Source organism: Achromobacter spanius, from assembly GCF_003994415.1.
In the GTDB taxonomy this organism is placed as follows: domain Bacteria; phylum Pseudomonadota; class Gammaproteobacteria; order Burkholderiales; family Burkholderiaceae_B; genus Achromobacter; species Achromobacter spanius_C.
Genome location: NZ_CP034689.1, coordinates 755,867 through 772,902, shown reverse-complemented (window position 1 = coordinate 772,902; position 17,036 = coordinate 755,867). Strand labels below are relative to the sequence as shown.

Here is a 17,036-nt window from a genome sequence, read left to right as displayed (position 1 = left end):
AACAAGACCAGCCCGCCGTCCGCTTGATGTGGACCGTGTCCGACGCCGCTTTGTGGCGCCGCAGCCGCTATCATTGCCCCCTATGACTTCCAACGCCACCTCCCCCATCCGTACCCGCTTCGCGCCTTCGCCCACGGGCTTTTTGCACTTGGGCGGCGCGCGCACCGCGCTGTTCTCCTGGGCGTTCGCACGCCATCACCAAGGCACGTTCGTGCTGCGCATTGAAGACACTGACGTCGAGCGCTCCACGCCGGAAGCCGTGCAGGCCATTCTGGACAGCATGGAATGGCTGGGCATGCAGCCCGACGAAGGCCCTTTCTATCAGATGCAGCGCATGGACCGCTACCGCGAGGTGGTGGCGCAGATGCTGGCCGCCGGCACCGCCTACCATTGCTACAGCTCGCCCGAGGAAGTGGAAGCCATGCGCGAAGCCGCCCGCGCGCGCGGCGACAAGCCGCGCTATGACGGCACCTGGCGCCCGGAACCGGGCAAGACGCTGCCCGCCGTTCCCGAAGGCCGCAAGCCGGTGGTGCGCTTCAAGAACCCCCAGGAAGGCGCCACGTCCTGGAACGACATGGTCAAGGGCACGATCAGCTTCGACAACACCGAGCTGGACGACCTGATCATCGCGCGCCCCGACGGCACCCCCACCTACAACTTCTGCGTCGTGGTCGACGACTGGGACATGGGCATCACCCACGTGCTGCGCGGCGATGACCACGTCAACAACACGCCGCGCCAGATCAACATCCTGCGCGCGCTGGGCGCGACGCTGCCCGAATATGGCCATGTGCCGATGATCCTGGGTCCGGATGGCGAAAAGCTGTCCAAGCGCCACGGCGCGGTCAATGTCATGGAGTACGACAACGAGGGCTATCTGCCCGAGGCCATGATCAACTACCTGGCCCGCCTGGGCTGGAGCCACGGCGACGACGAGCTTTTCTCGCGCGAACAATTGGTGTCGTGGTTCGACACCAAGCATTTGTCGAAGTCCGCATCGCAATGGGATCCGAAGAAGCTGAACTGGGTCAACGCCCACTACATCAAGCAGATGGACAACGCGGAACTGGCCGAGCGCGTGGCTCCGCGCGTGGCGAACCGTGGCGGCCATCCGGAAAAGATCGATCTTCCGGGCGTGATGGGTTTGCTGAAGGACCGTGCCGAAACGCTGGAGCAACTGGCCGACGGCGCCATGCTGTTCTGCGCGCCGTTCACGCCCGCCGCGCCGGAACTGGTCGAGCAACACCTGACGCCTGCCGCGCGCGAGGCGCTGGCTGACTTCGCGCTGCGGGCCAAGGATATCGACTGGACTCGTGAAGCGTTGTCGGCGCTGATCAAGGCGGTGCTGGCTGATCGTGGCTTGAAGATGCCGCAACTGGCAATTCCGCTGCGCGTGGCGGTGACCGGTCAGACGCAGACGCCGGCGGTGGATGCAGTGCTGGCGTTGTTGGGCAAGGAAACGGTGCTGGGACGGTTGGGGGGTATTTAGGGTTTTGGGGCCCTTGGTGGTGCTGGTCTGTTTGGGGCCCCAAGGGTTACGTCCGGTCTTCAGTGGTGTTCTTTTTGGCGCCGCATGGGTGGCGTGGGATCTGCGGCGGTGTTCTATGTAGCGCCGCATGGGTTGCGCGCGATCGGCACTAGTGTTCTTTTTGGCACGGGCGCGCGCTTCACCCATCCTACGGGGTTGAGGGTTTGGGGCGGGCTTTCAGGGCGCGGGCGAAGAAGGCGCCTAGTAGGGGGAGCAGGATGGCGGAGCCGCCGAAGAGGGCCGCGGCGCCTATCTCGTCTACGACCGCGCCCGCGAGCGCCACGCCGGCCGCCTGGCCCATGAAAAGGCAGGATGCGAACCAGGCCACGGCGGTGCCGCGCGCTGACGGCACCATCTGCGTGGCGTTGGTTTGCAGCGTGGCGTGCAGCAGGTAATACCCGAAGCCGGCCAACACACTGGCAAGCAGGCTCCACATCCAGACCGGCCCCAGCAGGTACGACAGGAAGGCCACACCCAACACCAGGCCGCCCGCCACCGCCAGGCCACGTTCGCCCAGGCGCTTGAGGATGCGACCGGCCACCACCGTGTAGATCAGCCCGCCCACCGCGTAAACCGCCACCAAGGCGCCCGCGGCAGTCAGCGAAATATCGAAGCGCTCGTGCAGGTAGGACGGCGCAAACGCCAAGGCGCCGAAGACCAGCAGGCCTTCGATGAACACCGTTGCCAACACAATGCGCGCCCAGGGGGTGCCCAACACCAGCCGCGCCTGCCCGACAAAGCCCTGCCGGACGGCGTTGGGGTCCACCTGCGCAAAGCCCGCCGCACGTTGGCGGCGCACTTCCAGATGCAGCAGAACACCAACGACCAGATAACCGACCACCAGCGCGGCGAACGCCCAGCGCCAGCCCACGGTATCGGCGAACAGACCGCCCGCCAATTGGCCGGCTGACATGCCAAGAATGGTGCCGGTCAGAAAGCGCGCCAACGTTGCCTGCCGACGCTCATAAGGCACGTTGTCGCCAATCCAGGCCATCGACAGCGGGACGATGCCCGCCCCTGCCGCGCCTGACACGGCGCGGCACAAGACCAACATATCCAACGAAGGGGCCAGCACCGCGCCGGCGCTGCCCAGGGCACAGGCCACCGTCGCCACGCTGACGACGCGGTACTTGCCGTAGCGGTCGCCCACCGGGCCGAAGAACATCTGCAACACGCCATACGCCACGGCGAATGCCGTCACCACGCGCGCGGCCTGCCCGGTAGAGGTGCCGAATTCCGCGGCCAGTTGCGGCAGCATGGGATCACAGATACGAAAGGCGCTGGCGCTGACGAAAGCAGCCAGGGCAAGCAACGCGATCGCGCGCGCTTCAGAAGACATGGCGGGCATGGAAAACCGGCGGCAAGGCAAAGTCGAAGCCCGCACCTTACCGCAGCCAGCCCATCTTGGCTTGGCGGACATAGGCAGTGTCCGCCCCGCGCAACGGTCAAACGGTCAGTAAGGCAGGCGGTAGCCCTGCGGCATGCGGCGCGCGGTAACCAACTGGCCGCCGCTCTTGAGCTCGCGCAGCGTGAGCTTGGCGCGCTCGACCTTTTCGACGCGATAGCGGCTCACGTAGATGGGGTCTTTGGCATCCACGGGTTCGCCGGCGGATTTGGTCGTCTGCATCGTGTAGACGTTGTCGGCCACGGTCCAGCAGCCTGTCTCACGCAAGGCCGGACGCGCCTTGCGGCCGATCTTGAGCAACGACTCATAGGCCATCGTGCCATCGGCGGACAAGACGATCAGCGATTGCAGTTCCCCGCTGACGTCGCGCGGCCGTGTGTTCGACAGCCAGGTCCCGATCATGGGATCACCCGTTTTGGCGGGCACACATGCCACCGGCTTGGGCGGCGCCTCGGGCTGGCCTTCCGTGATGGCGGCGGGCTTTCTGGCCGCGCAACCGGCCAGGACAAGAACGGCGCAGACGATGCTGGCCGAACGCAAATACACACTGCTCATGACTTCCTCAACACGTCTGTCGACGCGGCGCACCGATCAGACCGGCACGTCCTTCGCGCAGCAAACATGACGCACTCTAATGAGCCGCCAGGGAAGAATCAACGACGATCCGCGCCGTGTGCAATTGCGCAACAGTGCATGCCGGAATGCGCCGGTTTTAGGTCTGGAAAGCGCACGAATGCGTTGGTTTCAAGCGACACCGCGCCGGCTTGCAGCGGCTTTGGCGCGCAGCATTTCTTCCATGCGCGCCGCCGCCGGCGACAAACTGCGGCCGGCCAGTTTGGTGATGCCCAGTTCGCGTTCGATGCACGGGCGCGTCAGCGGCACGAACGCCAGCCCGGGCGAATCCGGTGGCACGCCCAGCCGCGCCAGCACGGTCACGCCCACGCCGCGTTCAAGCATGGCCAACAGCGACATCATGTTCGACACGAACACCTGGCGGTCCAACATGAAAGCCGCTTGGGGGTAGTCGGCCAATTGGCGGTGCGCCACGGTGCCCACTAGCGGCAGGTCGGCGATCGCGCGCCAGGTCACCGATTTGCGCGTGGCCAGCGGATGGGCACGGTGGCAGACCAGGCCGAAAGCGTCCCGCAGCAGCGGTTCGAAGGTCAGCCGACGATCCCCCAGCACCGGGCTGCACACCCCCAGTTCGACCTCGCCCGCCAGCACCATGCGTTCCACGCCTTCGGAGTTGTCATCGAACAGCCGTAACGCTACGGCCGGAAAGCGTTCGCGATACGCAGCCACCAGTTCCGGCAGCCAATGCGTGGCCACGGTTGCGACAGAGGCCATCGTCAAGGTGCCCGCGCCATTATTTGCCAGCCCCGACAGCGTGCCGGCAACGCGGTCGTGATGTTCGACCAGTTCACGCGCCAGCGGCAGGCAGTCCTGCCCAAATCGGGTGAGGGTATTGCGATTACCGAGTTCGAACAGCGGCTGCCCCAGGCGCTGTTCCATTTCACGGATGGACAGCGACAGGGCCGGCTGCGAGCGGAATGCCCGGGCGGCCGCGGCGCGGAAACTGCGCAGTTCGGCCACCAACAGAAAGTGCCGGTAATGCGTGATGGAAAGATCAGGTGCAGCGGGCATGGAGGGGCGTCTTCAACTGATTTGTGAAACTTATCAAAGCATAGGAAAAATAAAGTTTTCTGATGATAGGGCGACACTTAAGATGACCGCAAGGCGAACACCGGATGTCGCCCCGTTCGCATAACGAGACATACGACTACATGCCCGCCCCCCGCGCCCAAGCAGCGCCCCCACCGCGCGATCCGCTGGACTTCAGCCTGGTCGACCGACTGCCCAGCCGCCCGGCGGGCCGTGGCCGACTGGTGATCGGCGCCCCCTCAATTGGCCACCCACCCGGCCTGCTGTTCGTGCCCGGTGCCTACCACGGGGCCTGGTGTTATGCGCACTATCTGGAGTTTTTTGCCGCCGCCGGTCTGGGCTGCGCAGCGCTGGACGTGCGCGGCCATGGCGCGCTGGCCCAGGACGCGGCATTTGCCCGCGTCGCTATTGCGGACTTGGGGCAGGATGTCGTCAGCGCATTGGATGCGCTGACGGGGCCCACCGTTGTCGTCGGCCACAGCATGGGCGCGTTGCCGGCCTTATGGGCAGCGCGGGCGCGGCCCGTGGCTGGTGTCGTGCTGCTGGCGCCCTCGCCTCCTGGCGATCTGCCCGGCGCGCAGGCCCTGCCAGCCGTACCCAAAGATGCCGCGCGGCCGCCCCCCGCCGAGACCGAGATTCGCGCCCGTTTCCTCGCCACCACGCCCGACCGCGACGTTAGCGCCGTATCGCAACGCCTGAGCGCGGAAAGCCCACAGGTGCTGAACGACCGCTATCTGCTGCGCGTCGCGATCGGCGACGCACCCATCGCCGCGCCGGGTCTGTGCCTGGAAGCCGGCCTGGACACGCACGACCGCCACCCGCCCGGCCAGGACGCGGCCATCGCGCGCCGCTACGGATTTACGCACGCGGTGCTTGCCGGGCAGCCGCATTGCATGATGTACGCAGACCAATGGCAAGTCAGCGCATCCGCCATCCTGCGCTGGTATCGCGAGCACATCGGATGAATGCTCGGCCCCACGGACAACTTCACTCACACCGATAACGACAACAACGCGGCGCACCGCGCCAGACCGCCATCAGGAGACACGCATGATCCTTACCCGCACCCTACTTCCCGCGCTGCTCGGCGCGGGCCTGTTGCTGACCGCCCCTGCGCGCGCGGCCGGCTGGCCTGAAAAACCCGTCACGATCATCGTGCCCTCCGCCGCTGGCGGCGCGGCCGACCTGACGGCACGCACGTTCGCGCAATACCTGGGCGAAAAGACCGGGCAAACGATCGTTGTGGAAGACCGCCCTGGCGCTGGCGGCATCGTCGGCACCAACGCGGCCAAGAATGCCGCGCCCAATGGCTACACGTTCCTACTGTCGACAAATTCGACGCACGCCGCCAATCAATTCCTGTACAAGACCCTGCCCTACGACGCACAGAAGGATTTTCGCCAGGTTGGCATGCTGGGCACATTCGGCACAGTGGGCGTGGTGTCGCCGGACAGCCCCTACCGCAGCGTGCCGGAACTGGTGGCCTACGCCAACAAGCACCCCGGCGAGGTCTTTTTCGGCTACTACAGTTCATCGTCGCAGGTGCCGTCCGAGCTTTTCAAGCAACGCGCAGGCATCAACGTCAGCGGAGCGGCCTACAAGAACATCACCCAGATCATCACGGACCTGCGCGGCAAGCAGATCGGTTTCGCCTTCGTGGACTACCTGACCGCCATGGGACAGATCGACGGCAAGGGGCTCGTGCCCATCGCCGTCACGGGCGCGCAGGCGCATCCGGCCTGGCCCAGCGTGCCGACCATGGCCAGCTACTACCCTGACTTCGTCGTGGCGGGCTGGCTGGGCCTGTCGGCGCCAGCCGGCACGCCGCCCGATATCGTGGACAAGATGAATGCGTACTTGCAGGCCGCGGTCAAGGACGAGGTCACGGCCGGCAAGCTGCGCGCGCTGGGTCTGACCCCGGAATCGATGGACGTGGCGCGCTTTGACGCCTTCGTGCATGAAGACACCGCGCGCTGGAAGGAATGGATCCGCATCTCAGGGATCCAGCCTCAATAAAGAGAGACGCGCGCGGCGCTTTCCCTGGCGCTCTCTATATATAGAGAGCGTCTTATATCGATTACAGCGGCAGCCGCTGTTCGTGCTTGATCTCGCGCAGCGCCACGATGGTGCGCGTCTGGCGGATGCCCGGCATGTTGAACAGAAAGCGGTGCAGGAAACGGTCGTACGCTTCCGGGCTTTCCACCAGGATCTTCAACAGGAAGTCGGAATCGCCGGTCACCGCATAGCATTCCAGGATCTCGGGCGCGTCGCGCACCGAACGCTCAAAATGCTCGACCGTATTCGAGGAATGCCGCTCCAGGCTGATCTGCGCGAACATGCAGCCCAGCCCCACCTTGCTGCGGTCCACCTGGGCGCTATAACCCTGGATGACCCCGCTGGCTTCCATCGCCTTTACCCGCCGCCACACCGGCGCGGCCGATAGCCCCACCTTATCGGACAACTGCTGCGCCGAAGCCCGGCCGTCCTCCTGCAGGGCCTTGAGGATGCCGATATCGGTCTTGTCCATCGCTTTGTCTCCTGGTTTTTGTCGAACACGAAATGTTCATTGCGTATTATAGGGATAGCACGATCCAAAAACGCAATAAATCGGATGCTCCACGAACCTATCATGGTGCCAAATACCAGGAGCATTCATTATGGACGGCACTCCCGCCCCCGATCCCCAGTTGGACCTTGACTACCAGCTAGCCGACAACCTCACCCGTGAGTCCGGCCGCATCTTCCTGACGGGGACGCAAGCGCTCGTCCGGATCATGCTCACGCAGGCCAGGGTCGATCGCGAACGCGGCTTGAACACCGCCGGCTTTGTGTCGGGCTACCGGGGATCGCCCCTCGGTGGCGTGGACATGGCGATGTGGAAGGCGAAGAAGGCGCTGGACGCCAGCCAGATCTCGTTTTTGCCCGGCATCAACGAAGACATGGCGGCCACCGCCGTCATGGGCACGCAGCAGGCCGGCGTGCGCGCCGACCGCAACGTCGATGGCGTGTTCGCCATGTGGTACGGCAAGGGCCCCGGCGTGGACCGCGCGGGCGACGCGCTGCACCACGGCAACGCGGCGGGCGCCTCGCGCAATGGCGGCGTGCTGGTGGTGGTGGGCGATGACCACACCGCCGTGTCGTCGTCCATTCCGCATGCCAGCGAAGCGTCGCTGATCGGTTGGCAGATGCCTATCGTGCATCCGACCTCTATCGACGAGTACGAAACGTTCGCGCTGTGGGGCTGGGCGCTGTCGCGCTATGCCGGCACCTGGGTCGCGTTCAAGGCGGTGTCCGAAACCATCGAAAGCGGCCACTCGTTCACCCCGACCGCCGTGCAGCACTACGACATGCCGGCCGACCCCGACATGCCGCCCGAAGCGCTGGAATATTCCGCTCGCGACTTCCTGTCGCTAGCTGTCGAAACGCGCATGAACCTGCGCATGAAGGCCGTGGCCGCGTTCGCGCGCCGCCACAGCATCGACCGCCTGACCTGTGCCGCGCCGCGCGCCACCGTGGGCATCGTGACGGTCGGCAAGGCGCATCTGGACACCATGGAAGCGCTGTCGCGCCTGGGCGTGGACACCGTTACCGCCAACGCACCGGTGCGTATCTACAAGCCGGGCCTGACCTGGCCGATGGATGGCGAACGGCTGCTGGAGTTTGCGCGCGGGCTGTCGCACATTCTGGTGGTTGAAGAAAAAGGCGCCGTGGTCGAAAGCCAGATCAAGGACCTGCTGTTCAATTTGCCGGAACGCCCCACGGTCATCGGCAAGAAGGGGTTTGATGGCGAAACGCTGGTGCCCTCGGCCGGGCAGTTGCGCCCGTCGCTGCTGGCCCAGCCGCTGGCCGCCTGGTTGACGCGCACCGCCGGCCTGCCGCTGGGCGCGGACCTGGCGGCATTCGAATGCCAATCGGCGTTGTCCAACGATGCCGATGGCATGCGCCGCCGTCCCTATTTCTGTTCCGGCTGTCCGCACAGCACATCGACCAAGGTGCCCGAGGGCAGCCAGGCGCTGTCCGGCGTGGGCTGCCACTACATGGCCGCCTGGATGGACCGCGACACGGGCGGGCTGACGCAGATGGGCGGCGAAGGCGTCGACTGGATCGGCTTGTCGCGCTATACCAAGATGCCGCACATCTTCCAGAACATGGGCGAAGGCACGTATTACCACTCGGGCTATCTGGCGATCCGCCAGGCGGTGGCAGCGCGCGCCAACATCACCTACAAGATTCTGTTCAACGACGCGGTCGCGATGACGGGCGGGCAACCCGTGGACGGCCCGATCTCGGTGCCGCAGATCTGCCAGCAATTGCGCGGCGAAAACGTGGCGCGCATCGTCGTCACCAGCGACGAGCCTGAAAAGTACCAAGGCGTGGATCTGGGCCCCAACATCAAGGTGCATCATCGCCGCGAGCTGGACGCGTTGCAGCGCGAGCTGCGCGAGATTCCCGGCGTGACCGTGCTGATCCACGACCAGACCTGCGCCGCCGAAAAGCGCCGCCGCCGCAAGAAGAACCAATTTCCCGACCCGGCACGCCGCATGCTGATCAATAGCGCGGTGTGCGAAGGCTGCGGCGACTGCGGCGTGCAATCGAACTGCCTGTCGGTGGTGCCGTTGGAAACGCCATACGGCCGCAAGCGCGCCATCGACCAGTCCAGTTGCAACAAGGACTACTCCTGCGCGGAAGGGTTCTGCCCCAGCTTTGTGTCGGTCATGGGCGGCAAGCCGCGCAAGAGCGCGGCGCCCAAGACGGATCAGGAACGCCTGCAACACCTGATCGAACAATTGCCGCAACCGGCCACGCCGTCGCTGGACCGCCCGTATCGCCTGCTGGTCGCGGGCATGGGCGGCACGGGCGTCATCACCATTGGCGCCATCGTGTCGATGGCCGCGCACCTGGAAGGCCTGTCTGCCGCGGTGCTGGACCTGACCGGCCTGGCGCAGAAAGGCGGCACGGTCGTCAGCCATATCCGGCTGGCGCCGGCGGGCGCGCCGGCAGGCCCGGTCCGCCTGGACTGGCAACAAGCCGACGCCGCCATCCTGTGCGACCCGGTGGCCTCGGTGGCGCCGGATTCGCTGGGCGCGCTGCGTCGTGGGCACACCCAGGTCACGGTCAATACCTATGTCGCGCCGGTGTCCGAATTCACCCGCAACCCCGACGCCGCCATGCGACCGGAAGCACTGCTGGCCAAGATCCGTCACGCCGCGGGCGATGCCAACACGGCCGCCATCGATGCACATGAAGCCGCGCTGGCCTTGTTCGGCGACAGCATCCTGTCGAACATGTTCATGCTGGGCTATGCGTGGCAACGCGGCGGCGTGCCGCTGTCGCAAGCGTCCATCAACCGCGCCATCGAACTGAACGGCGTGGCCATCGCGGCCAATCGCGCCGCCTTTGACAGCGGCCGTCTGGCCGCGCACCAGCCCGACGCGCTGGACAGCGCCTTGCGTCCGCGCGCCCAGGTCGTGCAACTGCATGTGCCGGAAACGTTTGACCGCGCCGTGGCTCGCCGCATCGCCGACCTGACTGCATATCAAGACGCCCGTTATGCCCGTGTCTACCAAGACGTCGTCGAAGCCGTCGTGGCGCGCGAACGTGAACTGGCGCCCGACGCCAAGACTCCTCGCCTGGCAATGGCAGTGGCGCGCGGTCTGTTCAAGCTGATGGCCTACAAGGACGAATACGAAGTCGCGCGGCTCTACACCGGCGACGCCTTCCAGGCGCAACTGAAGGGTCAGTTCGAAGGCGACTACAGCCTGCGCTTTCATATGGCCCCACCGATCTTCGCCCGCAAGGACCCGCGCACGGGCGTGCCGCGCAAGATGACGCTGGGTCCGCGCACGATGACGGCACTGAAATTGCTGACGCGTCTGAAGGGCCTGCGCGGCACCTGGTTCGATCCCTTCGGCCATACCGCCGAACGCAAGATGGAACGGGCGCTTGTCGCCGAGTACCGCCAGACCATAGACCAACTTCTTGTAGGGTTGAGCCGGGACAACATCGCGCAAGCAGCTACAATCGCCGGCCTTGCAGAAACCATCCGCGGCTACGGCCACGTGAAGGCTGCGAGCGTCGAGAAGTACCGGACGCAATTGGGTCGATTGATGCAAAGCTATACAGCACCGGCCCCGCGCGACATGCCCCTGCGGAAAACCGCATAAACAGTCGCTTTGAGCCGTGCACTCCTGGGCGCGCCTTATTGGGCGCGCCCAGTGCATTTAGTAACAATCTTTTGTAGGCTTCGTCATATCTTCTTCTTGTTTCAGTAGTTCTCGATCACTAGAATTAGTGTCCAACGAGGGGTGCTACACTACATGTTGTGGTCGCCTAAGCGCTGATTCTCGTCGGCCACGCCTTTTGGACTAAGCCGTCCAAGCCGTTCCGACCCCCTCAAAAGATCACCATTCATACCGGACATGACCGCCGTCATGTCGCTATCTACGCGTTTTCGCACAGGAGCTTCCATGCAGACTACGATCGCCTCTGTGACCCGGCCTTCGGCCGTGCCGCCCTCACAAACCGATTCCCCTGCCGACGCCAATGGCGGGCAATGGGCCAGCTACAACATCATTCGCCGCAATGGCTCGGTGGTCGGGTTTGAACCCAGCAAGATCGCCATCGCCATGACCAAGGCCTTCCTGGCCGTGAACGGTGGCCAGGGCGCCGCGTCCGCCCGTGTGCGTGAACTGGTCGAAAACCTGACCAGCCAGGCCGTGAACGCTCTGGTGCGCAACCGCCCCAACGGCGGCACCTTCCATATTGAAGACATCCAGGACCAGGTTGAACTGGCGCTGATGCGCTCGGGCCAACATGATGTTGCCCGCGCCTACGTCCTGTACCGCGAGAAGCGCACGCAAGAGCGCGCCGCCGCTGCTGCCGCCGAAGGCCAGGAAAAGGCCGCCGCCGCGCCCGCCGAACACGTGCTGAACGTGACCGACGCTGGCGTGCGCCGTCCGCTGGACCTGGCTGAGCTGCGCGCGACCATCGTCGCCGCCGGCGAAGGCCTGGCCGAATTCATCGACAGCGAATCCATCCTGAAGGAAACGGTCAAGAACCTGTACGACGGCATCCCCGTTGACGAAGTGTTCAAGTCCGCCATCCTGTCCGCGCGCGCGCTGGTTGAAAAAGACCCGGCCTACAGCCAGGTCACCGCTCGCCTGCTGCTGCACACGATCCGCAAGGAAGTGCTGGGCGAAGAAGTCTCGCAAGACGGCATGATCGCGCGCTACGCCGAATACTTCCCCACGTTCATCGCTCGCGGTATCGAAGGCGGCCTGCTGTCGCCCGAACTGGCCAACTATGACCTGACCCGCCTGGGCAAGGCCTTGAACGCCAAGCGCGACCTGCAATTCGGCTACCTGGGCCTGCAAACCCTGTACGACCGCTACTTCCTGCACATCCGCGGCACCCGCATCGAACTGCCGCAGGTGTTCTTCATGCGCGTGGCCATGGGCCTGGCGCTGCGTGAAGCCGACCGCGAAGCGCGCGCCATCGAGTTCTACGAGATCCTGTCCTCGTTCGACTTCATGAGCTCGACGCCGACGCTGTTCAATTCGGGCACGCTGCACTCGCAATTGTCGTCGTGCTACTTGACCACCGTGTCGGATGACCTGGAAGGCATCTACGACGCCATCAAGGAAAACGCGCTGCTGGCCAAGTACGCCGGCGGCCTGGGCAACGACTGGACCCCGGTGCGCGCGCTGCGCAGCCACATCAAGGGCACCAACGGCGAAAGCCAGGGCGTGGTTCCGTTCCTGAAGGTCGTCAACGACACCGCCGTCGCGGTGAACCAGGGCGGCAAGCGCAAGGGCGCGGTGTGCACGTACTTGGAATCGTGGCACCTGGACATCGAAGAATTCCTGGAACTGCGCAAGAACACCGGCGACGAACGCCGCCGCACGCACGACATGAACACGGCGAACTGGATTCCCGACCTGTTCATGAAGCGCGTCATGGAAGGTGGCGAATGGACGCTGTTCTCGCCGTCCGACTGCCCCGACCTGCACGACAAGTACGGCCGCGAGTTTGAAGAAGCCTATATCGGCCACGAAAAGCGCGTCGCCAGCGGCGAGCTCAAGCTCTACAAGAAGATGCCGGCGCTGACGCTGTGGCGCAAGATGCTGTCGATGCTGTTCGAAACCGGCCACCCGTGGATCACGTTCAAGGATCCGTGCAACATCCGTTCGCCGCAGCAGCACGTGGGCGTGGTTCACAGCTCGAACCTGTGCACCGAGATCACGCTGAACACCAACGAATCCGAAATCGCGGTGTGCAACCTGGGTTCGGTGAACCTGGTCGCGCACATGAAGCCGGCTGCCGGTGGTGGTTTCGAACTGGATCACGACAAGATCAAGCGCACCGTCAGCATCGCGATGCGCATGCTCGACAACGTCATCGACATCAACTACTACGCCGTCGAGAAGGCCCGCAATTCCAACGCGCGCCATCGTCCGGTGGGCATGGGCATCATGGGCTTCCAAGACTGCCTGCAAATGATGCGCGTGCCGTATGCGTCGCAAGCCGCCGTTGAATTCGCTGATCGTTCGATGGAAGCCGTTTGCTATCACGCGTACTTCGCGTCGAGCCTGCTCGCCGAAGAACGTGGCCGCTATCAATCGTATGAAGGTTCGTTGTGGTCGCGTGGCATCTTGCCGCAAGACACGTTGAAGATGCTGCGTGATGAACGCGGTGGTCACGTTGAAGTTGATGAATCGAGCACGCTCGATTGGGATACGTTGCGCGCGCGCATCAAACAACATGGCATGCGCAACTCCAATTGCGTGGCAATTGCCCCAACCGCGACTATTTCCAATATCATTGGTGTATCTGCGTGCATCGAACCTACTTTCCAGAACTTGTACGTCAAATCGAATCTCTCCGGCGAGTTCACGGTCGTTAACGATTACCTCGTGCGTGACCTGAAGAAACTCGGTCTCTGGGACGAAGTCATGGTCGCCGACCTCAAGTACTTCGACGGCAGCCTGTCCCGCATCGATCGCGTACCTTCCGAACTCCGCGAACTCTACGCCACTGCGTTCGAAGTCGAACCGAGCTGGCTGGTTGAATGCGCGTCGCGCCGTCAGAAGTGGATCGATCAAGCCCAGTCGCTGAACATCTACATGTCGGGCGCGTCGGGCAAGAAGCTGGATGACACCTACAAGCTGGCATGGCTGCGTGGCCTGAAGACCACGTACTACCTGCGTACCCTGGGCGCCACCAGCGCCGAGAAGTCCACCGGTCGCGGCGGCGAATTGAACGCCGTCACTGCTGGTGGCCAATCCACGGCCGCGGCCGTGGGCGCCGCACCTGTTTTGCCGGAACCCGAAGTTCTCGGGGCGGTTTGCACCATGCGGCCGGGCGACCCCGGCTTCGAAGAGTGCGAAGCCTGCCAATAACCGCCTCCGGAGAATTGAAATGATTAATTGGGAAGACGACACCACCGCCACGCAACCTGCTTCCCCCGCCTCCGCGGGCGGCCAGCAGGCTGCGCCCGAAGTCCGGGCGGCGACGGGTGTGTTCGGCGACACCGCCATGCCTACGCCTGCCGCGCCTGAACACGCGGCGGGTCTGGCCGCCAGCGGCGCAGCCACCGCGCAGCGCGTGAAGGTTGCCGACAAGCGCATCATCAACGGCGAAACCGACGTCAATCAACTTGTGCCGTTCAAGTACAAGTGGGCGTGGGAAAAGTATTTGGCCACGTGCGCCAACCACTGGATGCCGCAAGAGATCAACATGTCGCGCGACATCGCGCTTTGGAAGAACCCGAACGGGCTCACCGAAGACGAACGCCGCATCGTCAAGCGCAACCTGGGTTTCTTCGTCACGGCCGACTCGCTGGCCGCGAACAACATCGTGTTGGGCACCTACCGCCACATCACGGCTCCCGAATGCCGCCAGTTCCTGCTGCGCCAGGCATTCGAGGAAGCAATCCACACGCACGCTTATCAATACATCGTCGAAAGCCTGGACCTGGACGAAGCCGAGATCTTCAACGCTTATAACGAAGTTCCGTCCATCCGCGCCAAAGACGAGTTCCTGATCCCGTTCATCGACGCGATCGCGGACCCCCACTTCAAGACGGGCACGCCCGAAGCCGACCAGACGCTGCTGAAGTCGCTGATCGTTTTCGCTTGCTTGATGGAAGGCCTGTTCTTCTACGTGGGCTTCACGCAGATCCTGGCGCTGGGTCGCCAGAACAAGATGACCGGCGCGGCCGAGCAGTACATGTACATCCTTCGCGATGAATCCATGCACTGCAACTTCGGCATCGACCTGATCAACACCGTCAAACTGGAAAATCCGCATCTGTGGACGCCGGCTTTCCGCGAAGAAATTCGAGAACTCTTCCGCAAAGCGGTCGAACTCGAATACGCTTACGCCGAAGACACGATGCCGCGCGGCGTGTTGGGCTTGAACGCACCTATGTTCAAATCCTACCTGCGCTTCATCGCCAACCGTCGTTGCCAGCAAATCGGTATCGAACCGCTGTACCCGCAGGAAGAGAATCCCTTCCCTTGGATGGCGGAAATGATCGATCTTAAAAAGGAACGCAACTTTTTTGAAACTCGCGTGATCGAATACCAAACCGGTGGCACGCTGAGCTGGGAGTAAAGCAGTACGTCATCAGGCCCGGCGCGGGCACGCTCTGCCAACACAGAGCGTCGCGTTCGCGACAGGCTTGATGACGCGCTTCCTGGTCAGGGTGTTTTCGAACACGTAGAACAAGCGGTCGGCGGCCTGTGATCAGGCTGCGACCGGCGCCATTTGAAATGGCTCGCGCCAAAGGAGCGGGGGCCATATCAAATGGCTGTGCCGAATTCATTAGCGCAAACCGTAGTAGCTGTTGCTCGCACAGAACAGCGGCATGCGCCGATGAATAGCCCGGGCACGATTCGCTTTGTTGGCGAGTCGGGGCACGGGTTTAAGTTCTGGGACCCCTGAACCTAAGGAGCATGACCATGGCAACAGCCAAGAAAGCCGTAAAGAAAGCCGCGGCGAAGAAGCCCGCCGCCAAGAAGGCAGTCGCTAAGAAGGCCGCACCGGCCAAAAAAGCCGCTGTCAAGAAGGTAGCTGTCAAGAAAGTCGTCGCCGCCAAGAAGCCGGCAGTGAAGAAGGTTGCCGCCAAGAAGCCGGCAGCCAAGAAGGTCGTCGCCAAGAAAGCGGTAGCCAAGAAGGCCGTCGCTAAAAAGGCAGTCGCCAAGAAGGCCGTCGCCAAGAAAGCGGTAGCCAAGAAGGTTGTCGCCAAGAAGGCCGTTGCCAAGAAAGCGGTAGCCAAGAAGGCCGTCGCCAAAAAGGCAGTCGCCAAGAAAGCCGTTGCCAAGAAAGCGGTAGCCAAGAAGGCCGTCGCAAAGAAGGCAGTTGCCAAGAAAGCCGTTGCCAAGAAAGCGGTAGCCAAGAAGGCCGTTGCCAAGAAGGCGCCCGCCGCCAAGAAAGCAGTTGCCAAAAAAGCAGTTGCCAAGAAAGCGGTAGCCAAGAAGGCCCCCGCTGCCAAGAAGGCGCCTGCCGCCAAGAAGGCTCCCGCTGCAAAGAAGGCTCCCGCCGCCGCCAAGCCGGCTGCTGCCGCCAAGCCCGCCGCTGCCAAGAAGCCTGCCGCGAAGAAAGCCGCTCCCAAGAAGCCCGCAACGCCGCCCTCCACGGCTGCTGCCCCGGGTGCAAAGACCGCGCTGAATCCCGCCGCTTCGTGGCCGTTCCCCACGGGTGGCCGTCCTTAATTCGGACGGTTCGAAGCATTAGCTTCACTAGAGCCGCCTGGCCTTGGCTAGGCGGCTTTTTTGCGTCGCCCCCATCCTCCAAACGCCGCCGCAAACTTTCGACGCAGCGTGCGACAATTGATTCCTCATTTTTTCGGTGATCGCGTCCATGCTCGGTGATATCTTCCGCTTCCTTCTCGAAATCGTGTTCACGCTGTTCGGCGCGGCATTGATTGCCCGCGCCTGGATGCACGCGATCCGCCTCCATGCCTTCAACCCGATTGCGCGCACCATCTACCAGGCGACGAACTGGCTGGTGATGCCGCTGCGCAAGGTCATTCCCGCTGGCAACAAGATCGACTGGACAAGCCTGGTCGCCGCCTGGCTGGCAGCGCTTCTGTACATCGTGCTGATCTGGCTGGTTGCGCTGGGCGCGCTGATTCCCGCCGCGCTGCTGCCCGCCGCCATGGGCTCGGCCCTGATCATGGCCATCAAGTGGGCCCTGAACCTGGTGGTGTGGCTGACGCTGATCCAGGCCGTGCTGTCCTGGGTCAATCCGACGGCGCCGATGATGCCGCTGCTGCAGGCGCTGACCGCGCCCATGCTGGACCCCATCCGCCGCATCCTGCCGCGCACCAGCATCGACTTTTCACCCCTGGTGCTACTGATCGTGGCGCAGATCCTGCTGATGGTGCTGGCCAATCTGAGCCAGCGCATGATGGGTCTGTAGACCAAGACACGGGGCATC

General features: G+C 63.8%; 12 protein-coding genes. 8 read left to right on the top strand and 4 right to left on the bottom strand.

Annotation, left to right across the window (positions count from 1 at the left end; genetic code table 11):
• Positions 1-82: 82 nt before the first annotated feature.
• Positions 83-1,489: a glutamate--tRNA ligase gene (gene gltX / locus ELS24_RS03425; RefSeq protein ID WP_050447116.1), complete on the top strand. Its 1,407-nt coding sequence runs from the start codon at positions 83-85 to the stop codon at positions 1,487-1,489.
• Positions 1,490-1,676: 187 nt separating this feature from the next.
• Here gltX and ELS24_RS03420 read toward each other — a convergent pair whose 3' ends face one another.
• The 3 genes from ELS24_RS03420 to ELS24_RS03410 form a co-directional block, all read right to left on the bottom strand.
• On the bottom strand, positions 1,677-2,876 hold the full coding sequence (locus ELS24_RS03420; protein WP_050447114.1) for an MFS transporter: 1,200 nt from the start codon (positions 2,874-2,876) through the stop codon (positions 1,677-1,679).
• Between the two features lie 105 nt (positions 2,877-2,981).
• Positions 2,982-3,488, bottom strand: coding sequence for a hypothetical protein (locus ELS24_RS03415; protein WP_050447113.1), 507 nt, complete (start codon positions 3,486-3,488; stop codon positions 2,982-2,984).
• A 189-nt stretch (positions 3,489-3,677) separates the two neighbouring features.
• A complete protein-coding gene (locus ELS24_RS03410) occupies positions 3,678-4,577 on the bottom strand; it encodes a LysR family transcriptional regulator (protein WP_050447112.1) in 900 nt (299 codons plus the stop codon).
• Positions 4,578-4,681: 104 nt separating this feature from the next.
• On the opposite strand from ELS24_RS03410, the gene ELS24_RS03405 reads away from it, so the two are divergent.
• Together ELS24_RS03405 and ELS24_RS03400 are read left to right on the top strand one after the other, a co-directional pair.
• Positions 4,682-5,560, top strand: a complete 879-nt coding sequence (locus ELS24_RS03405) for an alpha/beta hydrolase (RefSeq protein ID WP_240669440.1) — start codon at positions 4,682-4,684, stop codon at positions 5,558-5,560.
• An 85-nt stretch (positions 5,561-5,645) separates the two neighbouring features.
• On the top strand, positions 5,646-6,611 hold the full coding sequence (locus ELS24_RS03400; protein ID WP_050447111.1) for a Bug family tripartite tricarboxylate transporter substrate binding protein: 966 nt from the start codon (positions 5,646-5,648) through the stop codon (positions 6,609-6,611).
• A 61-nt stretch (positions 6,612-6,672) separates the two neighbouring features.
• On the opposite strand, the gene ELS24_RS03395 is transcribed toward ELS24_RS03400, so the two are convergent.
• Positions 6,673-7,122, bottom strand: a complete 450-nt coding sequence (locus ELS24_RS03395; RefSeq protein WP_046806515.1) for an Lrp/AsnC family transcriptional regulator — start codon at positions 7,120-7,122, stop codon at positions 6,673-6,675.
• Between the two features lie 130 nt (positions 7,123-7,252).
• On the opposite strand from ELS24_RS03395, the gene ELS24_RS03390 reads away from it, so the two are divergent.
• From ELS24_RS03390 to ELS24_RS03370, 5 genes are all read left to right on the top strand, one after another.
• Positions 7,253-10,759 (top strand): indolepyruvate ferredoxin oxidoreductase family protein, encoded by a 3,507-nt coding sequence (locus ELS24_RS03390; protein WP_127183405.1) that lies wholly within the window; start codon positions 7,253-7,255, stop codon positions 10,757-10,759.
• Positions 10,760-11,062: 303 nt separating this feature from the next.
• Positions 11,063-13,993, top strand: a complete 2,931-nt coding sequence (locus tag ELS24_RS03385) for a ribonucleoside-diphosphate reductase subunit alpha (RefSeq protein WP_050447109.1) — start codon at positions 11,063-11,065, stop codon at positions 13,991-13,993.
• Positions 13,994-14,012: 19 nt separating this feature from the next.
• On the top strand, positions 14,013-15,209 hold the full coding sequence (locus ELS24_RS03380) for a ribonucleotide-diphosphate reductase subunit beta (RefSeq protein WP_127183404.1): 1,197 nt from the start codon (positions 14,013-14,015) through the stop codon (positions 15,207-15,209).
• A gap of 347 nt (positions 15,210-15,556) precedes the next feature.
• Positions 15,557-16,309: a histone H1-like DNA-binding protein gene (locus ELS24_RS03375; RefSeq protein WP_127183403.1), complete on the top strand. Its 753-nt coding sequence runs from the start codon at positions 15,557-15,559 to the stop codon at positions 16,307-16,309.
• Positions 16,310-16,457: 148 nt separating this feature from the next.
• A complete protein-coding gene (locus ELS24_RS03370) occupies positions 16,458-17,018 on the top strand; it encodes a YggT family protein (RefSeq protein ID WP_050447105.1) in 561 nt (186 codons plus the stop codon).
• Positions 17,019-17,036: the final 18 nt, after the last annotated feature.

What these genes read in the sequence shown, in the direction of transcription:
- ELS24_RS03415 (WP_050447113.1), bottom strand. Translation starts at nt 3,488, where the DNA reads ATGAGCAGTGTGTATTTGCGTTCGGCCAGCATCGTCTGCGCCGTTCTT.
- ELS24_RS03390 (WP_127183405.1), top strand. Translation starts at nt 7,253, where the DNA reads ATGGACGGCACTCCCGCCCCCGATCCCCAGTTGGACCTTGACTACCAG.
- ELS24_RS03370 (WP_050447105.1), top strand. Translation starts at nt 16,458, where the DNA reads ATGCTCGGTGATATCTTCCGCTTCCTTCTCGAAATCGTGTTCACGCTG.
- ELS24_RS03395 (WP_046806515.1), bottom strand. Translation starts at nt 7,122, where the DNA reads ATGGACAAGACCGATATCGGCATCCTCAAGGCCCTGCAGGAGGACGGC.
- ELS24_RS03375 (WP_127183403.1), top strand. Translation starts at nt 15,557, where the DNA reads ATGGCAACAGCCAAGAAAGCCGTAAAGAAAGCCGCGGCGAAGAAGCCC.
- ELS24_RS03410 (WP_050447112.1), bottom strand. Translation starts at nt 4,577, where the DNA reads ATGCCCGCTGCACCTGATCTTTCCATCACGCATTACCGGCACTTTCTG.
- ELS24_RS03405 (WP_240669440.1), top strand. Translation starts at nt 4,682, where the DNA reads ATGTCGCCCCGTTCGCATAACGAGACATACGACTACATGCCCGCCCCC.
- ELS24_RS03380 (WP_127183404.1), top strand. Translation starts at nt 14,013, where the DNA reads ATGATTAATTGGGAAGACGACACCACCGCCACGCAACCTGCTTCCCCC.
- ELS24_RS03385 (WP_050447109.1), top strand. Translation starts at nt 11,063, where the DNA reads ATGCAGACTACGATCGCCTCTGTGACCCGGCCTTCGGCCGTGCCGCCC.
- gltX (WP_050447116.1), top strand. Translation starts at nt 83, where the DNA reads ATGACTTCCAACGCCACCTCCCCCATCCGTACCCGCTTCGCGCCTTCG.
- ELS24_RS03400 (WP_050447111.1), top strand. Translation starts at nt 5,646, where the DNA reads ATGATCCTTACCCGCACCCTACTTCCCGCGCTGCTCGGCGCGGGCCTG.
- ELS24_RS03420 (WP_050447114.1), bottom strand. Translation starts at nt 2,876, where the DNA reads ATGCCCGCCATGTCTTCTGAAGCGCGCGCGATCGCGTTGCTTGCCCTG.